This window comes from Polyangium jinanense (genome assembly GCF_028435265.1).
GTDB classification, from domain to species: domain Bacteria; phylum Myxococcota_A; class Polyangia; order Polyangiales; family Polyangiaceae; genus Polyangium; species Polyangium jinanense.
The window spans coordinates 164162-179442 of sequence record NZ_JAGTJK010000014.1; the positions used below are offsets into that span (position 1 = coordinate 164162).

Consider the following 15281-nt stretch of genomic DNA (forward strand, 5'->3'; position numbering starts at 1 on the left):
GCTGGGACACGGCCCTTCAGGAGACGAACGTCAAGGACGCGTGGCTGACGATCGATCCCTCCACGGGATCGACGCACTGCGTGTAGTGCAAGAGCCGTCCCGCCGCGGACCCCGGCAACGCCCGGAGCGCCGTGTAGATCGGGCCGAGGCCACAGACGCGCCTCGTGTCGAGATCCTCAGCGACCTGCGAAAAGAACCCGCTCGCGTCGTGCTCCACCATGAGGCGGATGGACTCCGCGTCACGAGCCTGGAGCGCGTCGCGCTCGGCAGCGTCGAGCGGGCGCGGATCGCCGAAGCGCGGGCCGACGTGCGCGAGATCGGCGCCCGCGATCAGGAAGGCGCGCGCGCCGCGTCGCTCCACGAGCTCGGCGAGCGCCGCGAGGAACGACTCGGCCCGCGCGTCCTCGCGTGGATCACGTCCCCTCGCCTGCGCATCGCCGAGGCCGCAGAGCACGGGCACGATCCGCGCGGGACGATCGCCGAGCAGGTGGCGCAGGAAAATCACTTGCAACTCCAACGAATGCTCGCCCTTGTGCAGGTACTCGTCCTCGCGCACGTCGAAGCGGCTGTGCGCCGCGAGGAACGCGAGCGCATCGTGGTCGGGCTCGAGCGCGCCGAGCGGCGTGGCGAAACGTTTGTCGCAGACGGCGAAGGGCTGGCGCATCGGCGCGTGTGACGTGCCGAGCAGGAAGAACGTGTCCACCTCGGGAGGTAGCGCCTCGGCGAGCGCGCCGTACGCGTGGCCGTAGCCTTCAGCCGCTCGCCAGAGGTCCATGTGCGGCGCGCAGAGCCCGACGAGGCGGCCGTGCGAGGCGCCGTTGCCGCGTGGCGCCTTCGCGAGACATGCCTCCTCGATGTAACGAGCGAGCTCCTCGGGATCTCGATGGTAAGCGCCGCCCGCATGGTGCGCGGGCCGCTCGCTCGCCGCGGCGAACGCGGCCACGACCTCGCGTCGCCTCGCCTGGAAGCGTGGCGTCTCGAGCATGTAGGCCTCGTCGAGCTCAGCCACGAGGCGCGAGACGATCGCGACGTCGATCATGCGGCCGATGGTGCGGCTCGCGCGGCGTGCGATGCCGTCGAGCGAGCTCGTGCCGTCCATGCACGAGACGATCGGGGCGAGGTCTCCGCGAATCGCAACCGAGCTCGGCGCGATGCCCTCGCCGTCGCGGAGCATGAGCGCTTTACCGAACGTCGGGTGCGGAACGAAGATGGCCTCGATCGGCCGCAGTCGCGGATGCGCGTGCGGTTTGGGCATGGTCACCGCGCAGGATAGCGCTCGCACGCAGCACGCAAAGTGAGCCACGCGTTGGAACAGTGCGGAGGTGGCGTATGCTGCGGGCGATCGCTCCATGTCTCGCACGAAGTCGCCCGATCGTTCGCACGCATCGATTCACCCGAACACCACGAAGGACGATGAGCGGCGCGCGCTCGCGGGTCTGCTCGACGAGCTCGCGATGATCTACCGCGAGGTCGACGCGTCCTTCGCGGGGCAGTCGTGCCCTGCGTCCACCGAGTGCTGCCGCTTCGGCGTCACGGGGCGCGAGCCGTACGTCACGTCGATCGAGCTCGCCCTCGTGCAACGCGCCATCGCGGCGCGAGGTGGTGCGCGCGCGCTCGGCCGCACGCCTCCTCCGCTCGCGAGCAGCGAGGACACCTCGCGCGGCAAGCGTCGCCTCACCACCGTCGACGAGCGCGTCTGCCCGATGCTCGACGAGAACGGACGCTGCGCGATCTACACGTCGCGTCCGTTCGGATGCCGCACCTACTGGTGCGAGCGCGCGACCTCGCCGGCCGGCGTCGATCAACGCGCCATCAACGCCTTCGTTCGTCGCATCAAGGATCTCGCGGCGCGGCATGCGCCCGAGGGGGACCTCGGTCGTCCGCTCACGCGCGCGCTCGCGGGTGCAGGCGCGAGCTCGGGGCCCGGCCCGCGTCGTCGGCGCTGACGAGACCCCACGTGGCCATCGGGGAGTTTTGAGGGGGCTCTCGGGCCCCCCTCAACCAGGCTACGTCCGCTCGACGGCCATCACGCCCGGGATGCGCTGGAGCTGCCGGATGACGCCTTTGAGCTGCGCGAGATCCGAGCACAGAAAGGTAAACGTGTTCGTCGCGCGGCCGTCGTCGCCGGCGCGGCACGTCGCTTCGCTGATGTTGATGCCCTGCTCGTGGAACGTCTGGCCGACCGTGGCGAGGATGCCGGGCCGGTTCGCCGTCATCACGCGGAGCTGCACCGGACGGTTGATCTTCGCCCGCGCGTCCCACGAGATCTCCACGCGGCGCTCCGGATCGGTGTCGAGCGCCTTCGGGCAGTTGCGGCGGTGCACGGTGATGCCGCGGCCGCGCGTGATGAAACCGACGATCTCGTCCCCCGGCAGGGGGTTGCAACACTTCGTGTAGCGAACGAGCACGTCGTCGATGCCGTTCAGCCGGATGCCGTGGTTGTCGCGCCCCGTCACCTTGCGGACGAGCGACTCGATGCGGCTCTCCTTGAGCGACGGCGGCGGCAGCGACTCCTGGTTGCCTTGCGGCGGCGCGAGGAACTCGATGATCGCCTTCGGGCTGTGCTTGCCGTAGCCGACGCCGATCAGGAGCTCGTCGAAGGTCTGTGCGTTGAAGTGCTCGCACAGCTTGCGCACCTCCGCCTCGTTCTTCGTGAGGCGCGCCATGCTGATCGCTCGCTGGTGGAACTCCTTCTCCAGGAGCTCGCGACCGAGCTTGAGCGAGCGCTCGCGCTGATCGGCGCGCAGGTGGCTGCGGATGCGCGAGCGTGCGCGGCTCGTCGTGACGTAGTCGATCCAGTCCTTGCTCGGCTGCTGGCTCGGGTTCGTCATTACCTCGACGACGTCGCCGTTCCGGAGCTTGTAGCGGAGCGGCACGATCGCGCCGTTCACGCGCGCGCCCGAGCAGTGATCGCCGACCTCGCTGTGGATCGCGTAGGCGAAGTCGATCGGCGTCGCGTTGCGCGGGAAGACGCGCACGTCGCCCTTCGGCGTGAAGACGTAGACCTCGTCCTGGAAGAGGTCGACCTTCACGCTGTCGAGGAACTCGTGCGGGTCCTTGAGCTCCTTCTGCCACTCCATGAGCTGGCGCAGCCAGCCGAAGCGCGCCGCGTCCTTCGGGTCGAGCCCGCCCGAATGGCGCTCCTTGTACTTCCAGTGCGCGGCGATGCCTTGCTCCGCGACGCGGTGCATCTCGTGCGTCCGGATCTGCACCTCGATGCGCTCGCGGCCCGGACCGATGACCGTCGTGTGCAGCGACTGGTACATGTTCGGCTTCGGCAGCGCGACGTAGTCTTTGAAGCGGCCGGGCACCGGCGTGTACTGCGAGTGGATGACGCCGAGCGTCGCGTAACACTCGGCCACCGTCTCGACGAGCACACGGAAGGCGATCACGTCGTAGACCTGATCGAAGTCGCACTGCTGCGACTGCATCTTCCGCCAGATCGAGTAGTTGTGTTTCGCGCGACCGGTCACGTCGGCGGCGAAGCCCTGCTCGGCGAGCTTGCCCGCGAGGATCTTCGAGACGTCGGTGATGTACTTGTCGCGCTCGGCCTTCGTGCCGAGCACCTTCTGCGAGAGGTCGGCGTAGGCCTCGGGCTCGAGGTACTTGAAGGCGAGGTCCTCGAGCTCGCTCTTGAACCGTGCGATGCCGAGCCGGTTCGCGAGCGGCGCGTAGATCTCCATCGTCTCGCGGGCAATGCGGTCCTGCGCCTCGGGCTTCATGTGCTCGAGCGTCCGCATGTTGTCGAGGCGGTCGCAGAGCTTCACCAAGAGCACGCGGATGTCGCGCGCCATGGCGACCAGCATCTTCCGGAAGTTCTCGGCTTGCCGGTCTTCCTTCGAGGCGAAGTTGATCTTCGACAGCTTCGTCACGCCGTCGACGAGGAACGCCACCTCCTGCCCGAACTCGCGCTCGATGTCCGAGAGCGTCGCGAGGGTGTCCTCGACGACGTCGTGAAGCAGACCCGCAACGACGCTGGCCACGTCGAGCTTGAGCTCGATGATGATGCCGGCGACCGAGACCGGGTGCGAGAAGTAAGGGTCGCCGCTCTTACGCATCTGGCCCTTGTGCGCTTCGGCGGCGTAGTCGTAAGCGCGGGCGATGAGCTCGACGTCGGCCCCAGGCTGATACGCCTGGATCCGCTCGATCAGCTCCTTAGACGTCAACATACGTTGTGCGGATGGTGCCTGGGCACCGTCCTGAACGTTCAAGCTAACACCCCGTGTTTCGCCCGGCAATTGGCTGACCATGGCTCACGCGCTCCGCTTCTTCCGTCTTCGAGCGCCCGTGGGCACGGCTGTCCAGCGGGCAGATGCGGAAACCTCCTCGACCTTTCCTGCACGAACGACCTCACACCAACTTGCGCACGGGCGCGGGAACGCCCAAGGGGTCATCGTGGCCTTCGGGGACGAGGCGTGTCCTTCGTCCCCCGTTCGACGAGCGTCCCACCGCCCGCGTTCTCCCGTGACACCCGGGAGCCCCAGAGACCTCCACACACGTAGAAATCCATGGAGCCGATCGGCGTCTATGTCCACTTCCCGTGGTGCCTGAAAAAGTGCCCTTATTGCGATTTCGTTTCCTTCGCAAAGGAACGGGACGGAATCGAACACGAGCGTTACGCCGACGCCATCCTCGCCGAGCTCGATCTTCGAGCCGGGGCGTTCGAGGGACGGACGCTCACGACGGTGTTCTTCGGCGGAGGTACGCCATCCCTCTGGGCGCCAGGGGCGCTCGGGCGGGTGCTCGCGGGGATCCGCGCAGCGGCGGCAGGGCGCGCGGTGGACGATGTCGAGGTGACGGTCGAGTGCAACCCGAGCTCGCTCGACGAGGATCGGGCGCGGGCGCTCGTCGACGTGGGCGTGAACCGGCTCAGCGTGGGCGTGCAGGGGCTCGAGCCGGAGCGGCTGCGTTTCCTGGGGCGGCTGCACGACGCAGACGGAGGCCTCGAAGCGGTGCGGGCGGCGCTCCGGGCAGGCGTGCCGCGGGTGAGCGCGGATCTCATCTACGGCGTGGCCGTGCCGGCGAAGGAGGCCGGTCCGAAGTACCTCGCGGGCGGGCCCACGCAGGAGCAGTCGCCGAGCGAGGCGGCCGCGGAGGCGCGGCGCGTGGCGGAGACGGGCGTGACGCACGTGTCGGCGTACAGCCTGACGATCGAGCCGGGGACGCAGTTCGGCGAGCTGTCGCGGCGAGGGCGCCTGCCGATCGCGAACGAGGACGGCGTGGCCGAGACGTTTTTCGCGATCGAGGAGGCCCTCGGCGCGGCGGGGCTCCGGCACTACGAGATCTCGAACTACGCGCGTGAGGGGCACGAGGCGCGGCACAACCTCGGCTACTGGCGCGGGCACGACTACGTGGGCCTCGGCTGCGCGGCGTTCGGCACGGTGAGCGGAAAGGGAGCGGGCGTGCGCGAGGGGTTTGCTCTGCGGTACCGCAACGCGATCGATCCAGCGCGGTACATGCGGACGGCGCTCGCGGGCGAGGCCGAGGTCGAGAGCGAGGAGCCGCTCGATCCGGAGACGCGGCTGCGTGAGCGGATCATGCTGGGCCTCAGGCTGCGGGAAGGGTTCGACCTCGAACGCTCGGCGGCAGAGGTCGGCGCTGAGGCGTGGACGCATGCACGCAAGCAGGCAGCCGAGCGGCTCGTGCAGCGAGGAAAGCTCACGATCGAGGGAGGGACGATCCGCGTGCCCCGGGACGCGTGGGTCCTCGCCGACGGCATTGCGGCCGAATTGTTTTGAGGTCCATGCATTGGACGCCTTTCGCCGTCGTTCGCACGCGACGCCGCGTAAGCACGCTCGGATGCGCAGCGCTCGTCGTCGCGCTCGCCGGAGAGGCGCGCGGGCAGGATGAGGGGACGAGCTGGGCGACGAAGCAAGCCGCGGAGCTCGTGCGGCAAGGTACGGCGCACGCAGCGCGTGGAGACGGCGCGGCCGCGACGCGGCGGCTGCTCGAAGCGATCTCGTTCGATCCCACGTACGGACCGGCGTACCTCGCGCTCGCGGCGCAACACGAGGCCACGGGCGACGTGGTGGAGGCGGAGCGTGTGTATGCCACGGGGCTCGAGCGCGTCGCCGGCTTCGCAGAGGGACACGCGGCGCGCGGGAAATTACGCAGGCACCTCGGGAGGCTGCGGGAAGCCGCCGCGGACTTCGAGGCGGCGCTCTCGTTCACGCCGGACCATGTCGTCGCGCTCGAGAATCTGTACGCGACGTACGTGGCGCTCTCCGCGTTGCCGGCCGCGCTTGCGACGAGCCGGCGGATGGAGGCGCTCGCCGAGGCCCGCAGCGACACCGTGGCGCACAAGGAAGCGCGAGCTCGCTCGCGAGCGCTCGTAGTGCTGCTCGCAGAGCTCGATCCGGTGACGGCGGACGCTCGTGATCGTGGCCCGCTTCGCAGAGCGCTCGCGCGTCATGCGCGACGCGGGCGATGATGCGCCGGGGCCATTTGACCGACCCGTGCGCGGCTCCTACGCTCGCGCGCCCTATGAACCAAGGCCTCTCCTCGGCGACGGCCGAGCCCGTCACGAACGGGAACGCGTTCCTCGCGCTGCTCAAGCAGATCAAGCCCGAGATCGAGCGCCGCATCGCCGTGCGGTTCGATGAGAAGATCACGCGGGCGCGTACGTACGGGCCCGCGATCGCCGCGATGCTCGAAGCGGCGCGGGACCTCTCGCTGCGCGGCGGCAAACGCGTGCGCGCGGGGCTCATCGCCGCCGGCTGGATCGCCGCCGGTGGTGGCGAACGCACGCTCGAGCCGGCGATCGACGCAGGCGTCTCGTTCGAGCTCCTGCAGAGCTATCTGCTCATCCAGGACGACTGGATGGATGGAGATCCCACGCGGCGCGGCGGCCCAAGCGTGCACGCGGCGCTCGCCAAGGAGCTCGGCGGCGAGCACATCGGCGCGACGGCGGCGATTCTCGCGAGCGACATGACGTGGGGGCTCGCGGTGGAGACGCTCCTGTCGATCACGGGACTCTCGGCGGAGCGGCGGCTCGAGGTGATGCAGGTGTTCATGCGGATCCACGAGGACGTGGTGCTCGGCCAGCAGATGGACGTGCTCGGCAAGGCCGAGGACGTGGAGGCGATGCACGACCTCAAGACCGGCAGCTACACGATGCGCGGGCCGCTCAGCATCGGGGCGGCGCTCGCGGGCGGATCGCCGGCGCTCCACGCCGCGCTCGCGCGCTTCGCCGCGCCGCTCGGGGTCGCGTTCCAGCTCCGCGACGACCTCATCGGGACGTTCGGCGATCACGCGGAGACGGGCAAACCCGTGGGAAACGACATCGTGGCGGGCAAACGCACGAGCCTCGTGGCCGAGGCCGAGCGGCTGGCGAACGAGGAGGAGCGTCGCGCGCTTTCGCGAGCGCACGGGCGCGCGGACGCGGACGCGGCGGCGATCGCGGCGGCGACGCGGGCGCTCGTGACGTCCGGCGCGCGTCGAGCCGTGGAGGAGCGGCAGCAAGCGCTCTGCGAGGCCGCTGCGAAGGAGCTCGCGTCGATGCCGGTGTCGGCCGCGGCGCGCTCGATCCTCGTCGGCGTGGTGGACGCGCTGCGGGTGCGTCCGGCAGCGCCGGAGGCGCGATCGTGACGGGCAAGGGGAGCGCCGAGGGATCCGCGTCGGGGAAGGTGATCCTGTTCGGCGAGCACGCGGTCGTGTACGGATCGCCCGCGATCGCAGCCGGCCTCGATCGCGGGGCGCGCGCCGTCGTGACGCGCCTGCCGGGCGGGCCGAGCACGTTGAAGCTCGGAGACGGATCGGTCGTCGCGGATGCTTCGTCCTCGAACGATCTCGGGCGAGCGTTCGCCGCGCTGCTGGAGGTCGCTCCCGCGATCCCGCCCGTGCGCGTCGAGGCGCGGTGTGATCTGCCGCCGGGCGGAGGCCTGGGCAGCTCGGCTGCGCTGGCCGTGTCGATCGCGCGCGCGGCGGAGACGCTCGTGCGCGGGGACGAAGCCAGGCCCGAGGAAGATGCGGCGATCGAGGCCCGCGTGCTCGCGCGCGCGGCTGCATGGGAGCGGATCTTTCACGGCAACCCCTCCGGGATCGACGCGACGGCCGCGGCCCGAGGCGGCATCTTCCGGTTCACGCGGGCGGAGGGCGCGCGGCCGATCACGCCGCGCCAGGATCTCGTCTTGTGCGTGGGATCCACGGGGCATCCCTCGTCGACGCGGACGACGGTCGAGCTCATCGCCTCGCAACACACGAAGGATCCCGCGCTCGTGAAGCGCTCGATCGATGCGGTGACGTCGATTGTCGGCAACGCCGTGCTCGCCATCGAGGCCGGCGATCAGCGCGCGCTCGGCGATCTCATGAACATGAACCAGCTCGTGCTCTCCGGTCTGTTCGTCTCGACGAGCGAGATCGAGGAGCTCTGCGCACTCGCGCGGTCGGCGGGCGCGCTCGGCGCGAAGCTCACGGGCGGCGGCGGAGGCGGGTGCGTGATCGCGCTCGTGCCGCCGTCGTTCCGGAGCGACGGCACGAGGGACGAAGAACGCGAGGCCGAGAGCGCCGCGCGGATCCTCGACGCCTGGCGGAGCGCCGAGGGCCACTACGAAGGGTTTTGCGCGCGGATCGGCGCGGGAAGGCGCGCGGAGACGCTAGGTGCCGAAGGAGGTTTGTCGTGATGATACGCGCTGCGAAAGCGACGGCGCATCCGAACATCGCGCTGGCGAAATACTGGGGCAAACGAGCGGACGGCGTGAATCAGCCCGCGGTCCCGAGCCTCTCGGTGACGCTCGCGGGCATGGCCACGACGACGACCGTGACGTTCGATCCGGCGCTCGCGGAGGACACGTTCCTGCTCGGCGGCGCGCCGGCAGGCGAGGTCGCGTACGGCCGGGTCGTAAAACTCCTCGATCGGGTGCGTCGCGCGTCGGGGATCACGGCGCGGGCGCGCGTCGAGAGCGGGAACGATTTCCCCACGGCCTCGGGGCTCGCGTCGAGTGCGTCAGGCTTTTCGGCGCTCGCGCTCGCGGCGCTCGGCGCGGCGGGGCTCGATACGGATCCGGCGCGGGTGAGTGATCTCGCGCGGCGGAGCTCGGTGTCCGCGGCGCGCTCGGCGTTCGGCGGGTTCGTGGAGCTGCCGGTGGGCAGCCCCGGCGAGGGTGATCTCGCGGCGATCCCGATCGCGCCGCCGGAGCATTTGCCGCTGCGTGTCGTCGTGGCCGTGACGCGGGAAGGGCCGAAGGCCGTGGGCTCGACGGACGGCATGGAGCACACGGTTCGTACGAGCCCGTATTTTCCGGCGTGGGTCGAGTCCGCGCCCGCGCTCTGCGCGCGCGTGCGCGAGGCGATCTTGCGGCGGGATCTCGAAGCGCTTGGCGTCGCGGCCGAGGAAAGCGCGCTCGCCATGCACGCGACGAGCATCGCGGCACGGCCGGGGCTGCTCTACTGGACCGGCGGCACGGTGGAGGCGCTCGAAGAGGTACGCAGGCTCAGGGCGCGTGGGCTCGTCGCGTACGCGACGATCGACGCGGGGCCCCACGTGAAAGTTCTGACGACGCCGGAGGACGAGCCGCGCGTGACGGCCGCGCTCGCGGAGGTGCCGGGCGTCAAACGCACGATCGTGGCGTCGCCGGGCGAAGGCGCGCGGCTCCTGGATCGAACGTGATCGCGCGGGCGCCCGGCAAGATCGTGGTCTCGGGGGCGTACGCCGTCCTCGAAGGAGCGCCCGCGCTCGTCGCGGCCGTCGATCGGTACGTGGTGGCGGACGCGAGCCGCACGAGCGAGCTCGTGACGGAGGAGGTGCACGCGGCGATCGATGCAGGCGTCCTCGGGCATGCGCCCGCGTTCGATGCGTCGGCCCTGCGCGCACCGATGCTCGATGGAACGACACGCAAGCTCGGGCTCGGTTCGAGCGCGGCGATCCTCGTCGCCTCGATCGGATCGGTCCTCGCAAGGGCGATCGGGGACGAGGCCGCGCTGCGGAAGGCGGTCTTTCCGCTCGCGCTCGCCGCGCACCGAAAAGCACAGCCGCGCGGCAGTGGCATCGACGTGGCTTCGAGCGTGTTCGGTGGGATCGTCGCGTGCCGGATCGCGGTGGATCACGCGCTCGATGTGATGCCGTTCCACCTACCCGAAGGCGTCGTCCTCGAAGTCTTCGCGTGCCCCACGGCAGCCTCGACGGGCGCGCTCGTCGAGAAGGTTCAGGCCCTACGCACGACGGATCCGGCGACGTATCGGCGCCTGCTCGACGAGATCGCGGACGGCGCGCAAGCCGCGCTCGAAGCGCAGGATGCTGCTGGGTTCGTGCAAGCGATCGCGGCGCAGATCGATGCCCTCGCCGAGCTCGGTCGTGCTGCCGGCGCTCCCATCGTGGTGGAAGACGTGGCCGAACTGCGTCCGTTCGCGCAGGCTGAAGGCGCGAGCTTCGGGCCGAGCGGCGCCGGCGGCGGCGACATCGCGCTCTGGGTCGGCCGCGCGCCTTCGTCCGCAGCCTTCCGCGCCCGCGCGGCCGCACGGAATCTCGAGCCGCTGGACACGCGGATCGGCCCGCCCGGGCTCTCCGTCGGTTGAACGACCCGAGCGAGCCGCCGCGACCTCTCCCACCGATCCTCCCGCGCCTCATCACCTTCGCTGCGCCGAGTCTCCACAGAACGTGCGCCCGGAGGCGCGTTATCCCTCCCGAGCAACCATGCACGCTGACCCTTCCCTCCCCCTTCCCTCGCTCCGCCATTTCTCCATCCCCGAGCGACGCGCCGAGGTCGCGCGCCTCGTCGGCCTCTCGCCCGCGGAGCTCGAACACGCGCTTCGATCGGGCGGCCTCGACGAGTCGACCGCCGACGCGATGATCGAGAACGCGCTCGGCACGCTGGCCCTGCCCTTCGGCGTCGCGCCGGGCGTGCGCGTCAACGGCAAGGACTACCTCGTGCCCATGGCGATCGAAGAGCCGAGCGTGATCGCGGCGGCCTCGCACGCCGCCAAGCGAGCGCGCAAGGCCGGCGGGTTCGTCGCGGAGATCGATCCGTCGATCGTCGTCGCACAGATCGAGGTGCACGACGTCGCGGATCCGAAAGGAGCGCTCGCGCGGATCGAGGCCGCTTCCGCGGAGCTTCTCGCGCGGGCGAACGAGGCGATCGCGAACCTCGTCGCGCGCGGCGGTGGTGCGCGCCGCCTCTCGATGCGTGATCTCGGCGGCGGCATGATCGTCGTCCACGCACACGTCGATTGCCTCGACGCGATGGGCGCGAACCTCGTGAACACCGTCGCCGAGTCTGTGGGCCCGCGTGTCGCCGAGCTCGCGGCTGGCACGCTCGGCCTGCGGATCCTCTCGAACTACTGCGACGAGCGGGTCGCCCGCGTGCGTGTTCGTCTGCCCGTCGAGGAGCTCGCGAGCGCGCGCGTGTCCGGGCACGACGCGGCGCGCGGCATCGCGCAGGCCTCGGCGTTCGCCGAGCGCGACGTCTATCGCGCGGTCACGCACAACAAGGGCATCATGAACGGCGTCGACGCCGTCGTGCTCGCGACGGGCAACGACTGGCGCGCGGTCGAGGCCGGCGCCCACGCATACGCGGCGCGCGAAGGCAGCTACCGTCCGCTCGCCACCTGGCGCCTCACGGACGACGAGCGCGTCCTCGAAGGACAGCTCGCGCTCCCGCTCGCGCTCGGCATCGTCGGCGGCGCTCTCCGCGCGCATCCGGGCGCCCGCCTCGCGCTCGCCTTGCTCCGTGTGACGTCCGCGGCGGAGCTCGCCGCCGTCGCGGCTGCCACGGGCCTCGCGACGAACCTCTCGGCCCTCCGCGCGCTCTCGACCGAAGGGATCCAGCGCGGCCACATGGCACTGCATCACCGGGCGACAGGCGGGCTCTCGGAGCACAGGCCCCGAACGACGAACGGCTCCGGACCATGCGAGCCACCTGGCGCGGGAGAGGCTAAGCTGCCGCGCTGATTCGCGCCGACGCGTGGATCCCGAGGTGCCTCGCATGAACGCGCCCCGCTTCGCCCACCTCCTCCGTCCCGAGCTCGCGGACCTCGCCGCCTACGTGCCGCACGCGGGCGACTACGAGATCCGGCTCGACGGCAACGAGGCCCCGCCCCTGCTCTCGCCGGACGCGCGCGCCGCCGTGGCGCAGGCGCTCGCGGCGGGCGGGCTCGAGCGGTATCCGGATCCGCGGGCGACCGAGCTGCGCGAGGCGATCGCCACGCACGTGGGCGCGACGCCCGACGAGATCCTCGTCGGCACGGGCTCCGACGAGGTGATCGCCCTCCTTTTGACCACGCTCTCGCAGCCGCGCGCGAGCGAAGGCGCGGCGACGATCCTCACGCCGTCGCCCACGTTCGTCATGTACCGGCTCAGCGCGGCGGCCCGCGGGATGCGCGTCGTCGAGGTGTCGCTCGACGAGCGCTGGGATCTCGACGTCCCCGCGATGCGCGCGGCGATCGAGGCCGGAAAGCCGAACATTGTCTTCCTCGCGACGCCGAACAACCCGACCGGAAACCGCATGTCGGAGGATCGGATCCGCGCCGTGATCGAGGCTGCCGAAGGCGCGCTCGTCGTGCTCGACGAGGCCTACGTCGCGTTCGCGCCCGGGAGCATCGCGCACCTCCGACACGCTTACGCGAACGTCGCGATGCTCGGCACGATCTCCAAGATCGGCTTCGCGGCGCTGCGGGTCGGATGGCTCGTGGGGCCGGCCGAGCTCGTCCGCGAGGTCGACAAGGTGCGCCAGCCCTACAACCTCCCCGCGCCCTCGCAGCGCGCCGCCACGCTCGTCCTGCGCGAGCTCCGCGCCGAGATCGATCACGTCGTCGCGCACGTCGTCGCGGAGCGCGAGAGGCTCGGGCGTGAGCTTGCGCGGCTCGGCTTCGGGGTCTCGCCGAGCGACGCGAATTTCCTTTGGGTTGAAACGAATCGGCCCGCAAAGGACGTCTTCGAGGGGCTCGCGTCGAGCAATATCCTCGTGCGGAGCTTTCATGCGCGCGGCGGGCGCCTCGCGAACCGGCTGCGCATCACGATTGGCACGCGTGAAGAGGACGATCGGCTGCTCGAAGCGATCACGAGGTGGGCATGAGCCGACGCCGAGGCTCTGCCGCGATCGTCACCGCCACGATCACGCTTCTCGGCCTCGTGGCGGGTTGCGGCGATCCGACGGTGATCCGCGTGATCGACGGCGTGCCCACGAAAGGGCGGTTCATCTCGTACGAGGCGTACGCGTATTACGCGCGCGGCGCGGAGGCCGAGGCGCACGGCGATCTGCCGCTCGCGATCATGCTCTACAAGGGCGCGACGGAGCACGACGAGAAGAGCGTCGAGGTCTGGACGCGTCTCGGCGCGGCTTCCTGCGCGCTCCCCGACGCGCGTGCCTCCGCCGGCGAAGCCTTCACCCGCGCCGAGGAGCTCGATCCGACGTACGAGCCCCTCGCCCGCGCCCGCGCTCGCTGCGCAGCCGACAGCGGGCGCGTCGCCGACGCGCTGCAGCATGCCGCCCGCGCCGTCGCCCTCGATCCCGGGCAGGACGAGGCCGTCCTGCTCTACGCCTCGCTGCTCGAACGCGCGGGTCGCGTCGCGGACGCCGAGCGCACGCTCGACGCGCTCGTCATCGAGCGACCGACCTCGGTGCAGGGCTGGCTCGCTCGGTACGAGCTTGCCTTGCGCCGCCACGACGCGGTGACCGCCGAGCGAGCGGCCCGCGCCTTGCGAAAACGCGCGCCTCGCCTCGCGGATCGGATCGCTGCCGAGGTGCCCGCGCTCGCCCCGCTCGCCGAGGTCGACGCGGCGCTCCGATCCGGCGACCTCGACGCCGCGCGTAAGGCCGCTCGTCGCGCGCGCCTGCCCGCGCCCGAGCTCGCTGTTCGTGCCGCGGCGCTCGGCCTTCCACGCCTCGCGCGTGACCAGGCCGAGCTCGTCCTCGGCGCCGATCCCTCGTCGAGCTCCGCGCGCATCGCGCTCGCCGTCGCCGCGGATCTCGCGGGCGATACGGCCCTTCTCGCGTCCGCGCTCGACGCCCCGAAGGACACGCCCACCGTGGCGCCCTCCCCGCTCGCGCGTCTGCTCTTCACCGACCTGCTTGGCCGGCGCGCGGGCCGCGACGCCGCGCGCGCCTTCGCCGGCTCGGACTTCGTTTCTCCCGACGCACCCTCGCCCGATCCGCTGCTCGAAGCCGCACGCAAGCGCGTACGTGCTCTCCTCGCGCCGTCGGGCAAGGGCGCGTAGCGCTACTTCTTCTCGACCTTGTCCGGAGAAACCTTCCCGTCCGCGGCCTTCTTCTCCGCGGCGGCCTTCTTCCTCACCTCGGGATCGTCCTTCTTCGCGTCGAACTCGAGGTTCAGGTCGATCGTGTTGTCGCCTTCCTTCAGCGTGACGCGCTGCTCGACGACCTTGTCGATCGACGGGAGGAACGCACTCACGCGCACCTCGCCCACCGGAACACCGGGGATCTCGTACTGCCCATCGAGGCCCGTGACCGCGTGCGTCGCGTACGCGAGCACGTAGACGTCCGCCGTGAGGAACGGGTTCGGCAGCTCGTCGCGCAGCATGTAGTGACCGGGCTCGAACGCGTAGAGCTTCACCGGCGCGCCGCCGGGCACGGCCACGAGCACCGCCTTCTTCGGCGCGCCGTCGAGGTACGGCATGTAGCTCTCGATCTTGTCGATGTTCGCGACGTCGATGCGTTGCCCGTACGTGAGCGCCATCGTGCGGCGCGAGAAGGCGCAGCCGTGGATGGTGATCTTCGCGGCCTCTTCGCGTGCCGGGACCAACCCACTGTAGCCCGTCACCGCGACGAGCACGTCGGCCGCCGCGCCCTCGAGCCCCACGCGGAAGAGTTTTCCGTACGTCGCGGCCGCCTCGCCGCACTTGCCCGCCGGGAACGTGAAGCTCGTCGCGGGCGGCGCGTCGCCCTTGATGCGCACCGTGCCGCGCACCGTGGCCTTCGGGCCCTCGTACGGCGCTTCGTTCTTCGGGTTGACGACCTTCGCGATGTCCGCGTCGGGGCGCCCAAGGCCATTCAGAATCGGTCCCTTCGGCGCGGGCGCCGCCGAGGTTTGCGGCGCGGCGGATCCCGCCGCTTGCGCGCTCGTCGTCGGCTTCGCGTCGTTGGTCGCGGGCGCGGCGCCGTTCTGGCACCCCAGCGCGGCGACGCAGGGGACCACGAGGAGCCAGGACATCGAAGTTCGGTTCATCGCCCCGGACGGGGGCAAGCCCTGCGCCGCGCGGGATCGCAGCCTTTTCGAGGGAGCTCGCCGCAAACCTTGCCAACCGAGTTGTCGGATCATGTCAACCTCGTTGCCATACCCCCGGCGATGCTGCGGCACAGCCGTCGCCGGGGCAAGGATACCGTTTTGGG

Annotated in this window: 13 protein-coding genes; 10 read left to right on the forward strand and 3 right to left on the reverse strand. The window is 70.8% G+C overall.

The features are described from left to right. Positions 1-16: 16 nt before the first annotated feature. Positions 17-1255, reverse strand: a complete 1239-nt coding sequence (gene amrB / locus KEG38_RS25080; RefSeq protein ID WP_272422417.1) for an AmmeMemoRadiSam system protein B — start codon at positions 1253-1255, stop codon at positions 17-19. A 94-nt stretch (positions 1256-1349) separates the two neighbouring features. Between amrB and KEG38_RS25085 the strand changes: the two genes are divergently transcribed. After that, positions 1350-1946, forward strand: a complete 597-nt coding sequence (locus tag KEG38_RS25085; RefSeq protein ID WP_272422418.1) for a YkgJ family cysteine cluster protein — start codon at positions 1350-1352, stop codon at positions 1944-1946. Between the two features lie 60 nt (positions 1947-2006). On the opposite strand, the gene KEG38_RS25090 is transcribed toward KEG38_RS25085, so the two are convergent. Then, positions 2007-4169 carry a RelA/SpoT family protein gene (locus KEG38_RS25090; RefSeq protein WP_272422419.1) on the reverse strand — a complete coding sequence of 721 codons (2163 nt, stop codon included), beginning with the start codon at positions 4167-4169 and terminating at the stop codon, positions 2007-2009. A gap of 339 nt (positions 4170-4508) precedes the next feature. Here KEG38_RS25090 and hemW point away from each other — a divergent pair, with 339 nt between their 5' ends. The 9 genes from hemW to KEG38_RS25135 all read left to right on the forward strand — a co-directional run bounded on the left by hemW (position 4509) and on the right by KEG38_RS25135 (position 14149). Beyond that, entirely contained in the window at positions 4509-5738 is a 1230-nt protein-coding gene (gene hemW / locus KEG38_RS25095) for a radical SAM family heme chaperone HemW (protein ID WP_272422420.1), read from the forward strand. 5 nt (positions 5739-5743) lie between these two features. Next, positions 5744-6430: a tetratricopeptide repeat protein gene (locus KEG38_RS25100; RefSeq protein WP_272422421.1), complete on the forward strand. Its 687-nt coding sequence runs from the start codon at positions 5744-5746 to the stop codon at positions 6428-6430. 53 nt (positions 6431-6483) lie between these two features. Continuing rightward, complete coding sequence (locus KEG38_RS25105; RefSeq protein WP_272422422.1) at positions 6484-7587, forward strand: polyprenyl synthetase family protein; 1104 nt, start codon at positions 6484-6486, stop codon at positions 7585-7587. Beyond that, positions 7584-8621: a mevalonate kinase gene (gene mvk, locus KEG38_RS25110; RefSeq protein ID WP_272422423.1), complete on the forward strand. Its 1038-nt coding sequence runs from the start codon at positions 7584-7586 to the stop codon at positions 8619-8621. Before KEG38_RS25105 ends, mvk begins: the two co-directional genes overlap by 4 nt. After that, positions 8621-9607, forward strand: a complete 987-nt coding sequence (gene mvaD, locus KEG38_RS25115) for a diphosphomevalonate decarboxylase (RefSeq protein ID WP_272422472.1) — start codon at positions 8621-8623, stop codon at positions 9605-9607. Before mvk ends, mvaD begins: the two co-directional genes overlap by 1 nt. Next, a complete protein-coding gene (locus KEG38_RS25120; protein ID WP_272422424.1) occupies positions 9604-10512 on the forward strand; it encodes a mevalonate kinase family protein in 909 nt (302 codons plus the stop codon). Before mvaD ends, KEG38_RS25120 begins: the two co-directional genes overlap by 4 nt. Positions 10513-10630: 118 nt before the next feature. After that, positions 10631-11884, forward strand: coding sequence for a hydroxymethylglutaryl-CoA reductase, degradative (locus KEG38_RS25125; RefSeq protein WP_272422425.1), 1254 nt, complete (start codon positions 10631-10633; stop codon positions 11882-11884). A 34-nt stretch (positions 11885-11918) separates the two neighbouring features. Then, positions 11919-13007, forward strand: coding sequence for a histidinol-phosphate transaminase (gene hisC / locus KEG38_RS25130; RefSeq protein ID WP_272422426.1), 1089 nt, complete (start codon positions 11919-11921; stop codon positions 13005-13007). After that, positions 13004-14149, forward strand: coding sequence for a tetratricopeptide repeat protein (locus tag KEG38_RS25135; protein WP_272422427.1), 1146 nt, complete (start codon positions 13004-13006; stop codon positions 14147-14149). The genes hisC and KEG38_RS25135 overlap by 4 nt, the downstream gene beginning before the upstream one ends. Positions 14150-14151: 2 nt before the next feature. On the opposite strand, the gene KEG38_RS25140 is transcribed toward KEG38_RS25135, so the two are convergent. Continuing rightward, positions 14152-15102, reverse strand: coding sequence for a peptidase associated/transthyretin-like domain-containing protein (locus tag KEG38_RS25140; RefSeq protein WP_272422428.1), 951 nt, complete (start codon positions 15100-15102; stop codon positions 14152-14154). Positions 15103-15281: the final 179 nt, after the last annotated feature.

Bases quoted from the DNA above. Each gene is read 5' to 3' on its own strand.
- amrB (WP_272422417.1), bottom strand. From the start codon at position 1,255: ATGCCCAAACCGCACGCGCATCCGCGACTGCGGCCGATCGAGGCCATC.
- KEG38_RS25085 (WP_272422418.1), top strand. From the start codon at position 1,350: ATGTCTCGCACGAAGTCGCCCGATCGTTCGCACGCATCGATTCACCCG.
- KEG38_RS25090 (WP_272422419.1), bottom strand. From the start codon at position 4,169: ATGTTGACGTCTAAGGAGCTGATCGAGCGGATCCAGGCGTATCAGCCT.
- hemW (WP_272422420.1), top strand. From the start codon at position 4,509: ATGGAGCCGATCGGCGTCTATGTCCACTTCCCGTGGTGCCTGAAAAAG.
- KEG38_RS25100 (WP_272422421.1), top strand. From the start codon at position 5,744: ATGCATTGGACGCCTTTCGCCGTCGTTCGCACGCGACGCCGCGTAAGC.
- KEG38_RS25105 (WP_272422422.1), top strand. From the start codon at position 6,484: ATGAACCAAGGCCTCTCCTCGGCGACGGCCGAGCCCGTCACGAACGGG.
- mvaD (WP_272422472.1), top strand. From the start codon at position 8,621: ATGATACGCGCTGCGAAAGCGACGGCGCATCCGAACATCGCGCTGGCG.
- KEG38_RS25125 (WP_272422425.1), top strand. From the start codon at position 10,631: ATGCACGCTGACCCTTCCCTCCCCCTTCCCTCGCTCCGCCATTTCTCC.
- hisC (WP_272422426.1), top strand. From the start codon at position 11,919: ATGAACGCGCCCCGCTTCGCCCACCTCCTCCGTCCCGAGCTCGCGGAC.
- KEG38_RS25135 (WP_272422427.1), top strand. From the start codon at position 13,004: ATGAGCCGACGCCGAGGCTCTGCCGCGATCGTCACCGCCACGATCACG.
- KEG38_RS25140 (WP_272422428.1), bottom strand. From the start codon at position 15,102: ATGTCCTGGCTCCTCGTGGTCCCCTGCGTCGCCGCGCTGGGGTGCCAG.